This is a genomic window from Streptomyces sp. NPDC096310 (assembly GCF_044763125.1).
GTDB lineage: Bacteria > Actinomycetota > Actinomycetes > Streptomycetales > Streptomycetaceae > Streptomyces.
In genome coordinates this window covers 24,420-40,091 of the sequence record NZ_JBIWFO010000011.1, presented here as the reverse complement: position 1 = coordinate 40,091, position 15,672 = coordinate 24,420, and the positions used below count along the sequence as shown (strand labels likewise).

General features: G+C 72.2%; 12 protein-coding genes and 4 pseudogenes. 6 read left to right on the top strand and 10 right to left on the bottom strand.

Annotation, left to right across the window (positions count from 1 at the left end; all coding sequences use genetic code 11):
* Positions 1–41: 41 nt before the first annotated feature.
* The 10 genes and pseudogenes from ACIQ7D_RS21400 to ACIQ7D_RS21355 form a co-directional block, all read right to left on the bottom strand.
* Positions 42–773 carry a Crp/Fnr family transcriptional regulator gene (locus ACIQ7D_RS21400; protein WP_403939782.1) on the bottom strand — a complete coding sequence of 244 codons (732 nt, stop codon included), beginning with the start codon at positions 771–773 and terminating at the stop codon, positions 42–44.
* Between the two features lie 331 nt (positions 774–1,104).
* Positions 1,105–1,971, bottom strand: a pseudogene (locus ACIQ7D_RS21395) (polynucleotide kinase-phosphatase); the annotation flags it as partial.
* A 4-nt stretch (positions 1,972–1,975) separates the two neighbouring features.
* Positions 1,976–2,347 (bottom strand): annotated as a pseudogene (locus tag ACIQ7D_RS21390) (3' terminal RNA ribose 2'-O-methyltransferase Hen1); the annotation flags it as partial.
* Between the two features lie 112 nt (positions 2,348–2,459).
* Positions 2,460–3,362 (bottom strand): homocysteine S-methyltransferase, encoded by a 903-nt coding sequence (gene mmuM / locus ACIQ7D_RS21385; RefSeq protein WP_403939780.1) that lies wholly within the window; start codon positions 3,360–3,362, stop codon positions 2,460–2,462.
* A 117-nt stretch (positions 3,363–3,479) separates the two neighbouring features.
* Positions 3,480–4,403: an LLM class F420-dependent oxidoreductase gene (locus ACIQ7D_RS21380; protein ID WP_403939778.1), complete on the bottom strand. Its 924-nt coding sequence runs from the start codon at positions 4,401–4,403 to the stop codon at positions 3,480–3,482.
* Between the two features lie 309 nt (positions 4,404–4,712).
* A pseudogene (locus ACIQ7D_RS21375) lies at positions 4,713–5,183 on the bottom strand (DUF6099 family protein); the annotation flags it as partial.
* A gap of 150 nt (positions 5,184–5,333) precedes the next feature.
* Positions 5,334–5,678, bottom strand: a complete 345-nt coding sequence (locus tag ACIQ7D_RS21370; protein WP_403939776.1) for a nucleotide pyrophosphohydrolase — start codon at positions 5,676–5,678, stop codon at positions 5,334–5,336.
* Positions 5,679–5,797: 119 nt separating this feature from the next.
* Positions 5,798–6,205, bottom strand: a pseudogene (locus ACIQ7D_RS21365) (ATP-binding protein); the annotation flags it as partial.
* A 64-nt stretch (positions 6,206–6,269) separates the two neighbouring features.
* Positions 6,270–6,674, bottom strand: coding sequence for a cell division protein SepF (locus ACIQ7D_RS21360; protein ID WP_403939774.1), 405 nt, complete (start codon positions 6,672–6,674; stop codon positions 6,270–6,272).
* A 293-nt stretch (positions 6,675–6,967) separates the two neighbouring features.
* A complete protein-coding gene (locus ACIQ7D_RS21355) occupies positions 6,968–9,145 on the bottom strand; it encodes a glycogen debranching N-terminal domain-containing protein (protein WP_403939772.1) in 2,178 nt (725 codons plus the stop codon).
* A gap of 229 nt (positions 9,146–9,374) precedes the next feature.
* Between ACIQ7D_RS21355 and ACIQ7D_RS21350 the strand changes: the two genes are divergently transcribed.
* The 6 genes from ACIQ7D_RS21350 (at position 9,375) to ACIQ7D_RS21325 (ending at position 15,555) form a co-directional block, all read left to right on the top strand.
* Complete coding sequence (locus ACIQ7D_RS21350; RefSeq protein ID WP_403939770.1) at positions 9,375–10,424, top strand: LacI family DNA-binding transcriptional regulator; 1,050 nt, start codon at positions 9,375–9,377, stop codon at positions 10,422–10,424.
* Positions 10,425–10,598: 174 nt separating this feature from the next.
* Positions 10,599–11,843, top strand: a complete 1,245-nt coding sequence (locus tag ACIQ7D_RS21345) for an extracellular solute-binding protein (RefSeq protein WP_403939768.1) — start codon at positions 10,599–10,601, stop codon at positions 11,841–11,843.
* A 5-nt stretch (positions 11,844–11,848) separates the two neighbouring features.
* Positions 11,849–13,027, top strand: a complete 1,179-nt coding sequence (locus tag ACIQ7D_RS21340) for a carbohydrate ABC transporter permease (protein WP_403939766.1) — start codon at positions 11,849–11,851, stop codon at positions 13,025–13,027.
* Positions 13,024–13,923 (top strand): carbohydrate ABC transporter permease, encoded by a 900-nt coding sequence (locus tag ACIQ7D_RS21335; protein ID WP_403939764.1) that lies wholly within the window; start codon positions 13,024–13,026, stop codon positions 13,921–13,923. Before ACIQ7D_RS21340 ends, ACIQ7D_RS21335 begins: the two co-directional genes overlap by 4 nt.
* A gap of 148 nt (positions 13,924–14,071) precedes the next feature.
* Positions 14,072–14,749 carry a ferritin-like domain-containing protein gene (locus ACIQ7D_RS21330; protein WP_403939762.1) on the top strand — a complete coding sequence of 226 codons (678 nt, stop codon included), beginning with the start codon at positions 14,072–14,074 and terminating at the stop codon, positions 14,747–14,749.
* Positions 14,746–15,555, top strand: coding sequence for a ferritin-like domain-containing protein (locus ACIQ7D_RS21325; RefSeq protein ID WP_403939761.1), 810 nt, complete (start codon positions 14,746–14,748; stop codon positions 15,553–15,555). Before ACIQ7D_RS21330 ends, ACIQ7D_RS21325 begins: the two co-directional genes overlap by 4 nt.
* Positions 15,556–15,672 lie beyond the last annotated feature (117 nt).

Sequence of the window (15,672 nt, the reverse complement as noted above, 5' to 3'; positions counted from 1 at the left end):
GATCAAGCCTGGCCGCGAAACGCGGCGGGCGGTGTAGCCGTTTACACAGCCGGAGGAGTTTTCTCCGGCCGTTCCCCGCGAGGCCGCTGCGACTGCCGTCCGTCGGCGAGCAGCCGCAGCACCTGTATGTCCGTGACCATGAGCCGCCGGTTGCCCGTCCGTACGACGTCCTGCTCCCGCAGCAGGCGCAGCGCCTTGGCGACGGCTTCCCGGGTGGCGCCGATGGCCGCCGCCAGGTCGTGCTGGGGCAGCGGCAGTTCGACCACGGTGCCGTCGCCGCCCGTGCGCCCGACCCGCTCCGTCAGCTCCACGAGCCGGGCGGCGAGGCGTTGCAGGACCGAGCCGGAGGCCAGCGAGCGGCGTTCGACGTCGGAGCTGCGCAGCCGGGCGCTGAGCTGGCGCATGATCAGTGAGGTGGCGTGCGGGCGCGCGGCGAGGAAGCTGCGGAACCGCTCGCCGGAGACGGCCGTGGCGTCCACCCGGCCGAGCGCGGTGACGGTCGCGCTGCGCGGCCCCTGGTCGAACGCGGCCAGGTCGCCGACCACTTCACCCGCGCCGCGCAGCGCCAGGATGAGCCGGGCGCCCCGGTCGGTGTCGACGGAGACGACGGACCAGCCCGAGCGCAGGGCCAGGACGAAGGTCGTCGTGTCCCGCTCCCTGAGCATCACCTCGCCCGGGGCGTAGACCCGGCGTGAGCCGAGGGCCAGCAGCGCGGCACGGTCCTGGGGGGTGAGGGCGTCGAGGAAGGAACGATTACGTTCGAAAAGACTCATACTCACCCCCGTGAGAATTACATATTCCGGACAGCCGTCACACCGGTAACAGCCGCCACGCGCGGTGCGCTTGTTATGCGCCAAGTTGCCTTGACCGACAAGCTTTTGACTGGCGGTCAACTGACGGGGACGAAACGTTAGGACCTCGTCACAGCCCCGTCAACTCGACCATGATGCTCCTCAAAACCTCCCGTTACCGCCGGAATGGCAGGATCGATTTCCAGACGGCGGCGAACGTGATACGCGCGTTCGTCCCCGTGCCTGGAGAACACCGTAGGGGGAGGCACTGACAGCGCCCCCCCTACCTGTGGATAACCCGCGCGACCGCAGGTCAGAGCCTTGGGTCCACCGGTTCCGACTCCAGGGCCAGTACCGCGAAGACCGCTTCGTGGATCCGCCACAGCGGTTCGCCGTCGGTCAGCCGGTCCAGCGCCTCAAGACCGAGGGCGTACTCCCTGAGCGCCAGCGAGCGCTTGTGGCCGAGGACCCGGCCGCGCAGCCGCGCCAGATTCTCCGGCCGGGTGTACTCCGGACCGTAGATGATCCGCAGGTACTCGCGGCCCCGGACCTTGATCCCCGGCTGGAGCAGCCGTCCCCTGCCGTCCTTCACCAGCGCCTGGAGCGGCTTGACGACCATGCCCTCGCCGCCGCGCACCGAGTCCGCGTCGCCCGTGTCGACCAGTAGCCGCCGGGTGACCTGGAGCAGCCCCGCCGGGTCGTGCTCGACGAGCCGGTCCAGCCAGGCCGACTGACGGTCGTGCGGCACACCGGCGAGGTTGCGGCCCCGCACCGCCAGAAGCTGGAACGGCGCCAGGCGCACCCCGTCCAGACCGTCCGTGGTCCAGCAGTACCGCTGGTACGCCTCGGTGAACGCGGCGGCGTCGGCCGCCCGTTCACGCTGGGCCGCCAGCAGCCCGGCCGCCGGCACGCCCCGCGCCACCGCGGCTTCGAGGGCGCCGGTGACCGCGGGGAACGCCGCGCCCGCCGCGGCCCCCACCGCCGCGTACTGGGTGCGCAGCAGTCCGGTCGCCTTCAGGGATCAGGGCATCAGTTCGGCGTCCAGCAGCAGCCAGCCCGTGTCCAGTTCTCGCCAGAGACCGGCGGCGGTCACGGCGGTCCGCAGCCGGCCGAGGATCTCCTCGGTGCCCCCGGGGTCGTCGAAGAACGGCCGTCCGGTGCGGGTGTGCAGCGCGCCCGTGACGGGGCGTGCGCGCGGACCCGGCCCGAGGTGCGGCCGTGGTACTTCTCGGGCAGCCCGGCGTGAACACCGTGGCCAGCGCCACCGCGAGCAGCGAGGAGGCCGCGTAGGGGCGGTCGTTGACGTACTGCGCGAGCGCCGCGTCGGGGGCGCCGCCCCGGCCCTTCCCCCTGCCCCGCCGGACCAGAGCAACCGGATCGATCTCCAGCAGCAGCGCCGCCGTGCGGCGCTCGGCGGACGCCTCGGGGTAGAGCACATGGGCGGTGCCATGCGATGTGGAGAACGTCTGCGCCCGGTCGGGATGCTTGTGCAGCAGAAATCCGAGGTCGGTCGCGGGGCGCTCTGGAGTGCCGGTGGTACTGATCGTCAGGAACACCTCATCGAGTATTGCCCGGTCGGCCCACCACCACGAGGGGTTTTCCCCGCCGACACCGACACCGCCGACGACGCCGCCGCCGTCCCGGCCACCACCTTGCGGCGCCCAGGCGTCAGTGGCCTGTGCGGCCGGCGAGTGCGGTGATCTCCGCCGGGCCGACCCGGCAGCACCCGCCCACCAGCCGTGCGCCCGCCGTCTGCCAGGAGCGCACCCGGGACGGGTCGAACGCCGGTTCCCCGTGCCAGGCACGCGCGGCCGCGTCCCACTCCTCGCCGCTGTTCGGGTAGACGACGACGGGCTTCCCCGTCACCTCGGCGGCGATCTCCACGGCACGGTCGGTGTCACCCGGCTCACAGCAGTTGACACCCACCGCGATCACCGACGCGTTCCCCGCCGCCAGGGCGAAGGCGTCGGCGAGCGGCTGACCGGCCCGGGTGCGCTCCCCCGCGATGGAGTACGAGAGCCACACCGGCACCCCGCACCCTTCGACGGCACGCAGCAGCGCCTGCGCCTCGTCGGAGTCCGGCACCGTCTCCAGCGCCAGCACATCGGGGCCGGCCGCGGCGAGGGTTTCGATCCTCGGCCGGTGGAAGCGCTCCAGCTCCGCCACCGTCAGCCCGTAGCGTCCGCGGTACTCGCTGCCGTCCGCGAGCATCGCGCCGTACGGGCCGACCGAGGCGGCCACCCACACCTCGCGCGGCTCCACCTCGGCCGCGCGGCGTGCCAGTTCCACGCTTCGGGCCAGCAGCGCGCTCGCCTCGTCCCGGCCCGCACCGCGCCGCGCGAACCCCTCGTACGTCGCCTGATAGCTGGAGGTGATGAGCACCTGCGCGCCCGCGCGCACGTACGCCGCGTGGGCGGCCTCGATCTGTTCGGGGCTGTCGACGAGGAGCCGCGCCGACCATAGTTCGTCGGACAGGTCGCAGCCCTGCGCCCTGAGCTGGTTGGAGAGACCGCCGTCGAGGACGACGGTCCCCTCGGCGAGGGCGGCGGCGAGGGTACGGGCGGGCTTCACGGCGGCTCCAGAACTCAGGGACGGCGAACGCACAGCGGTGTCGGGCGGGCCGGTCGCACTCCGGCCGGTCGCCCCGGCCGGTCACCAGGGCCGGGGGCGTCAGGACGTACGGGTGGGTCAGCCCAACTGCGACTGGACCTGTGCGGAGATCAGTTCCAGGTGGTCGAGATCGTCCAGATCCATCACCTGGAGGTAGATCCGCGAGGACCCGACCGCGGCGTACCGGCCGATCTTGTCGACCACCTCGGCGGGCGAACCCGCCAGCCCGTTCGCCTTCAGCTCCGCCACCTCCCGTCCGAGGGCGGCGGCCCGGCGGGCCACCTCCGCGTCGTCCTTGCCCACGCACACGACCAGCGCGTTCGAGTACACCAGGTCGTCCGCGGCGCGCCCCTCCTTCTCGGCCGCCGCCCGCACCCGGCCGAACTGCCGCTCGGTGTCCTCGACGGAGGCGAACGGGATGTTGAACTCGTCCGCGTACTGCGCGCTGAGCCGCGGGGTGCGCGTCGCGCCGTGCCCACCGATCAGCACCGGCACCTTGCGCTGCGCGGGTTTGGGCAGCGCGGGCGAGTCGGTGAGCTGGTAATACGTGCCGTCGTACGAGAAGGTCTTGCCGGCCTCGGTGGCCCACAGCCCCGTCACGACGGCGAGCTGCTCCTCCAGCCGGGCGAACTTCTCCTTGGGGAACGGGATCCCGTACGCCTTGTGCTCCTCCTCGAACCAGCCCGCGCCCAGGCCCAGTTCGACCCGGCCGCCGGACATCTGGTCGACCTGGGCGACCTGGATGGCCAGGACGCCCGGGAGCCGGAACGTACCGGCCGTCATCAATGTGCCCAGCCGGATCCGCTTGGTCTCCCGGGCCAGCCCGGCCAGGGTGATCCAGGCGTCCGTCGGTCCGGGCAGACCGTCCACGGAACCCATCCGCAGATAGTGGTCGGACCGGAAGAAGGCGTCGAAGCCCAGATCCTCGGTGGCCTTGGCCACGGTCAGCAGTGTGTCGTAGCTCGCCCCTTGCTGGGGCTCGGTGAAGATGCGCAGATCCATGGCTCCATCCTGCACCTTCGTGCCCGGTGCCCTCTCCGGTGTCCCCCGTCAGAGGGGCCCCACCGGCGAGTCGGCCGCCTCCTCCCTGCCGCGCCCTCTGCTCCGCTCCCGTCCGCGATCCCCGCCGTGGTCCACACCCCGGTCCCCGACGCGGTCCGGAACACGGTCCGGAACGCGGTCCGGGATGTGATCCCCGGCACGTCCCCGGTCACGGCCTCCGGCCGGCATCCCGTCCCACCCGCGCTCGCGGCGCCACTCGCTCGGCCAGACCCGCTCCTCCTCCCTGTTCCGCTCCCGCTCCCTCACCCGTTCCTCCTCACGCTCCTGCGTGAGGAGCCGCCGCAGCATCCCACCCACCCGGTCGTTCGACTCGTCCGCCGCGTCGATCGCTTCGATGCACTGCCAGTACAGAGCCTCCTCCTCCGTCGCACACGCCACCGCGACCAGCGCGATGCCCACCTCGCCCAGCAGGGCGCCGAGTCCGGTCAGCGCCGCCCGTACATCCCGTACCCCCGAGAGCTGAAGCGCCCGTATCGCTCCGACGCCGAGCCCCGGTATCTCCGGCGGGACACAGCCGCCCCCGCCCGCCCCGTACAACTCCCGCAGGTCGCGCAGATCCCGCGCCTCGCCTCGCAGTTCCTTCGGGCCCCTCAACACCAGCTGATGGCCGATCGCCTGGGCGAGGGCCTGTGCCTGCCACGCCTCCGCGATGACGTCCATTTCCTCCGCGCTCGCCGCCAGGGCATGCCGGCTCACGCCGATGAGCCGTTCCGCATCCATCCGCAGTCCCCATTCCCACGAGAATCCTGCCCATGAACTCCACTACCCAGAGTGAGCGCATCGGAGCAGAAAAGCTAGAGCATTGCGGAAATCTGTGGACAGCAGGCTCGTTGTGCATAACTCGGCCACTCCGGAGAGTGACAATCGCCATCAATCATCATGATCGACAGGCCTCTTGGGCGGGAAGCGTGCCTCGTTCCGCTCCACCTTCGCGGCGAGCGCCGCGAGCGGATCGACACCCAGCACTCCGCAGAACTGGAGGAGATACGCGAGGACATCCGCGACCTCGTCCCGCACACGGTGGGCCGTCTCCGGGTCGGTCATCACCCGCGCCGACTCCTCGGGCGTCAGCCACTGGAAGATCTCCAGCAGCTCCGACGCCTCGACGCTCAGCGCCGCCGCCAGGTTCTTGGGAGTGTGGTACGACTCCCAGTCCCGCGCCGCCGCGAACGCGGCCAGCCTCCGTTGCAGTTCCGCCACATCGAGTTCGCTCACGGGTCCAGGTCTACCACCGTCACCCCGGCCGCCCCTCGGGCGGACGACGCGTCGGAGACCGCCCCCACCAGTCCCGTCCGGCCCTCCGCGCAGACCGCCGCCGCATGGGAGAGCAGTTCGCCGGTCTGCCGCTCGCCGACGACACGGAGTTCGCGCTCGGCCTGGACGGCGAGGTCGAGCTGTACGGGGCAGGCCGGGCCGTCGACGCTGCAGCCGATCCGGAAGCCGCGTCTCCCCTGCGCGTCGGCCGCGGCCCGTTCGGGGACGCAGGCCACCGGGTCGGGGAAGACCTCGCCGAGCGTGGCGCCCGCGCCGAGCCTGGCCAGCGACTCGTACGCCGCCGGCGCGGTCGACTTTCCGCTGCCGCTCGCGCCGGTGAAGAGCGTCACGGGACCGAGCGGGAAGGCCGCCCCTCGGTGCGAGGTGTAGGCGGAGAGCCGGAGTTCGGTGACGACGGGGCGGGGCCGAGAGGCCACGGCCCCCTGCCGGAAAGGACCGGTGGCACGGGCGGCGTGGACGGGGCGGATGGCTTCCGTGGCCGGACCGTATCCGGCGGCCCGGGCGGCGAACCGTTCCGCCTGCGGGACCTTCCTACGATCGGGGGATGGTGTCCGCCGCGATCCCCTCGACCTCCGTGCCGATCGGGGCCAGCAGGAAGACGTTCTTGTCGACCCGGTGCATCCCGCTGCCCAGGCCGAAGACCACCCCGCTGCTGAAGTCGAGGATGCGCTTGGCCACATCGGGCTCGGCGCTGGTCAGGTCCAGCAGCACCGGGATCCGGGCGATGAGATGGTCGGCCACCTCCCGCGCGTCCGCGAAGACCTGGACCCGCAGCACGATGAAGCGCCGGTGCTCCTCGACGGGTTCCCGGGGGACGGTCGTGTGGTCCACCCGCGAGGGCCACTCGTTGCGGCCCCGCAACGGGACGACCTGGGCCAGGCCCTCCCACTGTTCGTCGGTGGCGTCATACCCGTCGTAACGGCCGTACCTGCTCACCGGACCACCCTGCCCGCACGCTCTGTCTGCATCAGGTCATCCTCCCGTGTATCACTCGTTCGGCCCATCAGCGACACGGCCGTCCACGTCTGTGTGACGATCGACTCCCCGGACAATCCGAGCGGACACGACCAGGCGGACACGACCGAGGGACATGACCGGGCGGACATGCCCGAGGGACATGACCGGGCGGACATGCCCGAGGACATGGCCGGAGCGGAGATGGCCGCAGGGATGGGCCCCCGCCCCCGTACCCTCCGGGGTCCCATCCTCACATCGCGCGCGCCCTCGTCTCAACGGGAGGGCAGGTGCTCCCTCCTGATCTCCAGTCCGGCGGGCGCGTCGATGTGCGCCGTACCGTCCGCGTCGACCGCGATGTCGAGCCGGCCGCCCGCGATGTCGAACCCCTCGGCCTTCAGCGGCCGGTACGCCTCCGTGAAGGTGGGCGCGACGGTGAGGGTGCCGCCCGGGACATCGGCGGAGAGCCCCAGCGCGGACTGGAGGACGAGTACGGACGAGGCCGCAGCCCACGCCTGCGGACGGCAGGACGCCGGATACGGCGAGGGCACCCGGTCGGTCGCCGCGCCGTGCCCGGCGAAGAGCTCGGGCAGCCGCGCCTCGAACCCCGCCGACGCGGTCAGCAGCCCGGCGGCGAGCGGCGCCGCGGCGTCCGGGAAGCCGGCCCTGGCCAGCCCGTGGACCGCGATCGCGGTGTCGTGCGGCCAGATCGAACCGATGTGGTAGCCGTACGGGTTGTACCCCACGGAGTCGCTGCTCAGCGTGCGCAGCCCGTGCCCGGAGTCCAGGTCGGGCGCGCTGATCCGGGCCGCGAGCAGCGCGCTCTCCTCGTGGTCGAGCAGCCCCGTGCCGAGCAGGTGGCCGAAGCCGGAGGTGACGGAGTCCACCGGCCGGCCGTCCCGGTCCAGCGCGACGGCCGGGTACGCGCCACGCTCGTCCTCCACCCAGAAGCGGCTGCGGAACCGGTCGCGCAGCCGCTCCGCCCACTCCTCCCAGCGGTCGGCGCCGGGCCGGCCGAAGGCGCGCAGCAGGGCGGCGCCGCCGCGGGCCGCCTCGTACGCGTACGCCTGGACCTCGCAGAGCGCGATCGGCGAGGTGGCGAGGCGTCCGTCGCGGTGCCGGATCGCGTCGCCGGAGTCCTTCCAGCCCTGGTTGGCCAGGCCCCGGCCGGTGCTGTCGACGTACTTCAGGAAGCCGTCGCCCTCGCCGTCGCTCCGGTCGCCGATCCAGCCGAGGGCCGCCTCGGCGTGCGGCAGCAGCTCCTCGACCTCCTCGGGGGCGAGCCCCCAGCGCCAGGAGTCGTGCAGCAGCGTGATCCAGAGCGGGGTGGCGTCGACGGTGCCGTAGTAGCTGGGCGGCAGGGCGAAGGTGTCGTGGAACGACTGGGCGGCGCGGCGCACTTCGTGCAGGATCTTGCCGGGCTGCTCCTCGGTCTCCTGGTCGGTGCGTACGCCCTGGCGGCGGGCGAGCGTACGGAGCGTCCCCGCGGCGAGTCCGGTGCCCAGCGGCAGCAGCATACGGGCCGCCCACAGGGAGTCGCGGCCGAAGAGCGTGAGGAACCAGGGGGCTCCGGCGGCCAGGAACTGGTCGGTGGGGCGGTCCGGGGCCGTGAGCGCGGCCGGGTCGGCACCGTCGGGGGCCCCGCCCGGCGCCACCGGGTCGCTGAGCCGCAGCCGGTCGAGGTCCGCCGCCGACTGGTCGATCCACTGGTCGAAGCGGCGGTCGGCGCTGCGCAGCACCGGCGTGCGCCAGGGCACGCTCTCCGCCGTCGGCGCCGGGAACTGGTCGCCGTCCTCGTGGGCCGCGTCGCAGCGCAGTACGGCGGTCCACTCCGTGCCGGGCGCCAGTTCGACGTCGTACGTCAGCCGTCCGGTCGCCGCGTCGAGGGTGGCGGGCTCCGGGGTGCTGGTCAGCCGTACGGAGAAGGTGTCCCTGGCCCAGTCGAGCCCGGCTTCCGTGGCGGTGGGGGCGAGGACGGGCTGGGTGTCGCCCTGCTTGACACGCTCCATGAGGGCGAGGTCGGTGGCGGCCGTGACGATCAGGGTGACGCGGACGTACTGCCGCCCCGCGTTGACGAGTTCGAGGGTCTCCTCCAGCCGGCCCGGGGTGACCCGGCGGCGGCGCAACAGGGTGACGGCGGGGTCCGGGGTGGACTCGCCGAGGCCGCGCAGCACCCCGCGGAAGGAGGCGCGGTCCGCTCCTTCGAGGGCGCCGCGCACCGGCGCGATCCCGATGCCGTCGGCCTCGACGGTCAGCCGGGCGAGGGCTCTGCTGTCGCCGTGGTAGAAGCCGTCGGCACCGCTGTGGAACTGCCCGTCCGCGTGGGATATCGCGAAGCTCGGCGCGTACAGCGTGACGTGGGCGTCGTGCAGGAACGGCTGAAGTCCCTCGGCCGCCGGGATGGCCTGTGCGACGGAGTTCATAGTGTCGTGGGTCTTGACAGTGGTGGACAACAGAGCAGAACCTCTCAGTCATTGGAGCGTTCCAAGAACCCTAACGACGACTTCAGCTCGTTGACAATGGCATTGGAACGCTCCAATAAACTCGTAGAGTCACCAGAAGATCCACCCGCCAGATCCACAGCCGAACAGCCGAACAGATCCCCAGCCCCAGATCCACAGCCCCACAGATCCACCCGCCAGATTCACTCGTCGATGCGTGAGAACGGTTCCGGAGACAGCCATGCCCCGCTCCACCCAGCCCCCTTCGTCCAAGCCGGGTCCCGTGACCCTGGCCATGGTGGCGCGGCGGGCCGGAGTCTCCCCGCAGACCGTCTCGAACGCCCTCAACGCCCCGGGACTGCTCAGGCCCGAGACCCTGGAACGGGTCCGCGCCACCGTCGACGCGATGGGCTACCGCCCGCACCGGGCCGCGCAGACCCTGCGCACCCGCTCCAGCAAGCTCATCGGGTACGGCATCCGCCCCACCGCCCCCGGAATCACCGCCCCGGTGATGGACCGCTTCCTGCACGCCCTGTCGCAGGCCGCGGACGAGGCCGGCTACCGGATCCTGCTGTTCGCCTCACCGCCCGGCAGCCCCGGGCTCGACGGCCACGAGGAACTGCTCGACCTGCACAGCGTCGACGGTTTCGTGCTGAGCGGCACCGACCGCGGCGACCCCCGCCAGGCGTGGCTGGCCAAGCGCGGCGTGCCGTTCGTCGGGTTCGGCCGGATGTGGTCGGGCCGTCAGATCGGTGACTGGGCGGACGTCGACGGCGCATCGGGCACCGACGCCGCGGTCGAGCATCTGGTGGCCCTGGGCCACCGGAAGATCGCGTTCCTCGGCTGGCCGCGCGGCTCGGGCGTCGGTGACGACCGCGCCGAGGGGTGGCACCGCGCGATGCGCCGGCACCGGCTGCCCGTACGCGGCCGGCGGGCGCAGAGCGTCGACGACCTCGACGCCGCGCACACCGCCGTACGACCGCTGCTCGACGCGGGCGCGACGGCGGTGATCGCCGCCAGCGACATGCTCGCGCTCGGCTGCTACCGGGCGCTGCGCGAACGTGACGCCGTACCCGGCCGGGACGTGGCCGTCGTCGGCTTCGACGACTCGCCCACCGCCGCGCTCCTCTCCCCCGGACTCTCCACGATCGCCCAGCCCCTGGAGGCCGTCGGGCGCGAGTGCGTCCGGCTGCTGCTGGCCAGGATGGCGGCCCCGGACGCGCCGCCCGAGCGCGTCCTGCTCGAACCGTCCCTGGTCATTCGGGACAGCACGCCCCCACCGGGCGGCTGAGCCCGGCCCCGAACCCCCGGGGCGGGTCCGCCCCGTTACCGCCCCGGGCCTTTTCCGTACCTGCCTCAACACGCCTGAACACGCCCGTACGCCCCCGGCACCGCCCGCCCCCACCGGGCGCCCGGGTCCGTGTCCGTACGCGTGCCGCACATTTCATCTTTTCTGGAGGAATACATGGTCACCCGCACGGCCGTCGCCGCCCTCGCCACCTGCGCGGCGCTGCTGACCGTCACCGCCTGTTCGTCCGGCTTCGACAAGGAGAAGGAGCCGGCCCAGGCCATCACCGGCAAGCAGAACCTGACCGTACTGATCGCCACGTCGGGGGATGCCGAGACACAGGCCGTCAAGAAGGCCGCCGCGGCGTACGCGAAGAAGTCCGGCAACACGGTCGACGTCCAGGTCGCCAAGGACATGAACCAGCAGCTCGCCCAGGCGTTCGCCGGGCACAAGCCGCCGGACGTCTTCTACGTCAACTCCGACCAGTTCGCCAACTACGCCAAGGGCGGCTCGCTCTACGCGTACGGGGACCGGATATCCGACGCGGACGACTTCTCGCAGCAGCTCCGCACGTCCTTCTCGTACGACGGAAAGCTCGTCTGCCTGCCCAAGGACACCTCCACGCTCGGGCTCGCCATCAACACCGACCTGTGGAAGAAGGCCGGGCTGACGGAGAAGGACTACCCGAAGAGCTGGGCCGACCTGAAGAAGGTCGCGGACAAGCTCACCGGCGGCGGCGTCACCGGCCTGGTCACCAGCGACGAGTTCCAGCGCCTCGGTGTCTTCATGAAGCAGGCGGGCGGGTGGATCACCGATCCCGGCCAGACGAAGATGACGGCGGACACCGCGCAGAACGCCGAAGGACTCTCCTATGTGCGGTCCCTGCTGAAGTCGGGCTCCATGAAGTTCGCCAAGCAGGTCGACACGAGCTGGGGCGGCGAGGCCCTGGGCAAGGGCAAGGCCGCCATGACCATCGAGGGCAACTGGCTCGACGGCGGGATGAAGAACGACTACCCGGACGTGAAGTACGCCGTCGCCCCGCTCCCCGCGGGCCCGGCAGGCCAGGGCACCCTCGCCTTCAGCAACTGCTGGGGGGTCGCCGCCGACAGCGCGCACCGCGCCGCCGGGGTCGACCTGGTGAAGTCCCTCACCTCCGCCGACCAGCAGCTCGCCTTCGCCGACGCGTTCGGCGTCATGCCCTCGCGCACCAGCGCGCTGAAGACGTACGCGGCGCAGGAGCCCCAGGCCAAGGCGTGGGTGGACGGCAGCGCCTACGCGCAGGGCCCGGTGACCATCGCCGGCTTCGACAAGGTGCTCAGCCAGTTCAACACCGACCTCCAGTCGCTGCGCACCGCCGACCCGAAGAAGATCCTCGCCGACCTTCAGCGCAACGGCGAACAGGCGATCGCGAAGGGCAACTGAGCACCATGCCCCTCCGTACCACGCCACGCCGTACGGTGCGCGCGAGCCGCGCACCCCGGACCACCGGCGCGCCGGGCGAACCTGACACGCCCGGCGCGGCCGGTACGGCCGCGAAGGGCCGCGCCTCGCGCGCGGCCCTTCGCGGGGAGAACGCCTGGGGCTGGTTCTTCGTCAGCCCCATGGTGATCGTCCTCAGCCTCTTCCTGGTGCTGCCGATCCTGATGGCGCTGTGGGTGAGCCTGCTGCACTGGGAGGGGCAGTCCAACCCGTTCTCCGCCGACGCCGACTTCGTCGGTCTGGACAACTACCGGACGCTGCTCACCCAGGACGGTCTGGACCGCACGCTCTTCGCGACCGCCCTGCGCAACAACGCCTACTTCGTGGTGCTGACGGTGCCGCTCCAGACCGGCCTGGCGCTGGCCCTGGCGCTGATCGTCAACCAGAAGATGCTGCGGGGGCGCGGCGCGCTGCGCACCACGTTCTTCTTCCCTTCGGTCACCAGCTCCATCGCCGTCTCCACGGTCTTCCTCTTCCTCTTCCAGGGCAGCGGGGCCGTCAACTCCCTGTTGTCGTGGATCGGGGTCAAGGGGCCGAACTGGTTCGCGGACCCGCGCGGTGTGCTCTCCCTGCTCCTCGGCGCCCTCGGCGTCGTCGACCCGGACCATCCGGCCGGGATGCTGGCCGAGCACACCACCATGGGGCTGTCGTGGTTCGAGTGGCTGTCGGGCCCGTCGATCGCGATGTGCACGATCATCCTGCTGTCGGTGTGGACCACCTCGGGCACCTTCATGCTGATCTTCCTCGCGGCGCTCCAGGACATCCCGAGAGAGCTGGAGGAGGCCGCGGCGCTCGAAGGGGTGAACCGCCGCCAGCTCCTGCGGTACGTGACGCTCCCCGCGCTGCGTCCCGTGCTCTTCCTGGTCCTCACCCTGGGACTGATCGCCACATGGCAGGTCTTCGACCAGGTGTACGTGATGGGCCAGGGCGCCCCGGGCAACACGACGCTGACGCCCGCGTTCCTGTCGTACTCCGCGGGCTTCGACAACGCGGACTTCGGCCAGGGCTCGGCGATCGCGTTCATCCTGCTCGCCCTGATCCTCTGCCTCACCGCCTTCCAGCGCTGGGCGCTGCGCGAGCGCGGTGCCCGTACCAGGGGGAACCGACGTACCAGGAGGAACCGATGACCGCCTCGGGCACGCGCGTACGGGACCGGGCCCGCCCCGTACTGCCCCGGTTCCCGCTGCCGCTGCGCGCGGTGGGGTACGCGCTGGTGGTCGGGATGGCGCTGCTCTATCTGCTGCCGTTCGCGCTCCAGTTGGTGACCGGGTTCAAGACCGATCCGGACGCCGCCGCGCATCCGCTGTCGCTCATGCCGACGACGCCGACGACCGCCGCCTACCAGCGGCTGTTCGGGCTGAGCCAGTCCGGGGACGGGGTGCCGTTCCTGCGCTGGCTCTCCAACTCGACGCTGGTGGCGGTCCTGGTGACGGCGGGGCGGGTGCTGTTCAACTCGATGGCGGGGTACGCGCTGGCGCGGCTGCGCTTCCGGGGCCGTTCGCTGCTGTTCGGCTTCGTCCTCGCGGTGATGGCGGTGCCCGGGGTGGCGCTGCTCATCCCGAAGTTCCTGGTACTCAACACCTTCGGGATCTTCGACACGTACACCGGCATGATCCTGCCGCTGATGGTGGACGCGGCGGGCATCTTCATCATGAAGCAGTTCTTCGAGTCGGTGCCGCGCGAGGTGGAGGAGGCGGCGCGGGTCGACGGGGCGGGGGTGTTCCGTATCTTCTGGTCGGTCGTGCTGCCGATGGCGCGGCCCGCGCTGATCACCCTGACGATCCTGTCGTTCCAGGGGTCGTGGAACGAGTTCACGCACTTCCTGGTCGCCACGCAGTCCGCGCAGTACGAGACCCTCACCACCGGCCTGGCGCGCTTCGTCTCGGGCGGGCTCGGCGGCGGTACGCAGTATCCGCTGAAGCTGGCGGCGGCGCTGCTCTCCACCCTGCCGGTGGCCGCGCTGTTCTTCTGCTTCCAGCGGTACTTCGTCAGCGGCGCCAACTCGGGGGCCGTCAAGGAGTAGCGCCGCCCGGGCGGGGCGGGGCGCGTAATCGGCCGATCCGGTGAAACACCACCGTCCCGCCGGTGACGCCCCCGCCCCGCCCGCGCTCCGCTCGCGAAGGTGTCGTGGGGCGCCCGCGTCCGTGCGGGCCCCGACGAGAGGGGGCGTGATGGGAGCGGAGCGCGTGGGCACCCGGCCGCTCGCACCACACACCGGGCGGCCGTGGGATCCGTACAGCGGCACGTCGCGCGGCACGGGCGGGGTGCGGGCGCCGGTCGCGTCCGAGGACGACATCATGGCGCTGCGGACGGCGGCGTCGCTGGAGAACCTGGCGGTCGGCGCCTATCGGGCCTTCGCCCGGCTGCCGTTCGTCAGGAACGGCAACAGGACCGTGGCGGAGTTCGTCGCCAGGACCACCCGCCATCACGAGGAGCACGCCAAGGCGTTCAACGAGGCGGTGACCCGGGCGGGCGGCCGGGCCCAGAACGGCACCGACCCGAAGTACGCGGCCGTGGTCGCCAAGGCGCTGCCGACCCTGCGGACCCCGGGGGACGTGGTCGGGCTGGCGATCTCGCTGGAGGACGTCACCGCGCAGACGTACACGAAGAACATCGGCCAGGTCGGCAGTGGATCGCTGCGCCGGCTCTTCGGCTCGGTCGCCCCGGTCGAGGCGCAGCACCGCGCGACACTGCTGGTGGTACGGGCGCTGCTCTCGGCCGGTGACGAGAGGCTGATCGCGCGCCCCACCGATGGGGCGAGGCTCCCGGCGGCGGTCGGTTCGGCCGGCTTCCCCGACGCGTTCCAGTCGACGGCCGACGCGTCGCCCGTCTCGGAAGGAGCCCGATGAATACGGGTACGGGTACGGCGCACGGTGGCTGGGAACTGCCCATCGGCGAGGACCTGCTCGACCGTCTCACCCGTGAGCTGGCCGAGGCGCACCGGGAGACCCTGCCCGCACTGCGGGCGTCCGCCGCCGCTCCGGCGCGGCGGCTCCGGGCCGGCCGTACGGAGCGGGAGGGGCCCGCGGACGCCGGGCGCCGCCGGTTCCTGCGGGGCGCCGGGGGCGCGGGAGCCGCGTGGGCGCTGGCCGGCTGCTCGGGCGCCGCGTCCTTCGGTGACGCGGCGTCCCCTGTCGCGGACCCGGCCATGTACACCGGCGATCTGCGGACCGTCGCGCTGGCGGCGGCGCTGGAGAACCAGGTGGCCGACACCTACCGGAAGGCCCTGGCGGCGGGCGAGGCGGGCCGGTTCGGCGCCGTACCACCCGCGGTGTCGGCCTTCCTCACCACGGCGATGGCGCACCACACCGACCACGCGAAGGCGTGGAACGCGGTGCTGGCGGGCGCGGACAGGCCCGCGGTCACGGGGGTGCCGCTCTCCGACCGCGAGGAGGTCGCCGCGGCGCTGGGCAAGGCCCGGAGCGTGGGCGATGTCGCGGCGCTGGCGCTTCAGTTGGAGAACCAGGCGGCGCAGACATATCTGCTCTCGACCTACAGCGTGCGGACCGAGGCGGTGATCGGGACGGCGGCGACGATCGCGCCCGTGGAGGCGATGCACGCGGCCGTCCTGTCCTTCGTGGTGGGGCGTTCCCCGGTGCCGGACGCGTTCCTGCCGGTCCACCGGGCGGCGCGGCCCACCCTTCTGACGGTGTGAGCGGGTCGCGCGGCGCGCCCCGCGCGACCCCTCCGACCGGGGGCGGAGCCGTCCCGGGGCGGATGCGGTGGGACAATGGGCCCGTCACATCGCACCACCCCGCACCCCATCGCACCA

Bases quoted from the DNA above. Each gene is read 5' to 3' on its own strand.
- ACIQ7D_RS21400 (WP_403939782.1), bottom strand. From the start codon at position 773: ATGAGTCTTTTCGAACGTAATCGTTCCTTCCTCGACGCCCTCACCCCC.
- ACIQ7D_RS21380 (WP_403939778.1), bottom strand. From the start codon at position 4,403: ATGGATCTGCGCATCTTCACCGAGCCCCAGCAAGGGGCGAGCTACGAC.
- ACIQ7D_RS21350 (WP_403939770.1), top strand. From the start codon at position 9,375: ATGCCCCGCTCCACCCAGCCCCCTTCGTCCAAGCCGGGTCCCGTGACC.
- ACIQ7D_RS21345 (WP_403939768.1), top strand. From the start codon at position 10,599: ATGGTCACCCGCACGGCCGTCGCCGCCCTCGCCACCTGCGCGGCGCTG.
- ACIQ7D_RS21340 (WP_403939766.1), top strand. From the start codon at position 11,849: ATGCCCCTCCGTACCACGCCACGCCGTACGGTGCGCGCGAGCCGCGCA.
- ACIQ7D_RS21335 (WP_403939764.1), top strand. From the start codon at position 13,024: ATGACCGCCTCGGGCACGCGCGTACGGGACCGGGCCCGCCCCGTACTG.
- ACIQ7D_RS21330 (WP_403939762.1), top strand. From the start codon at position 14,072: ATGGGAGCGGAGCGCGTGGGCACCCGGCCGCTCGCACCACACACCGGG.
- ACIQ7D_RS21325 (WP_403939761.1), top strand. From the start codon at position 14,746: ATGAATACGGGTACGGGTACGGCGCACGGTGGCTGGGAACTGCCCATC.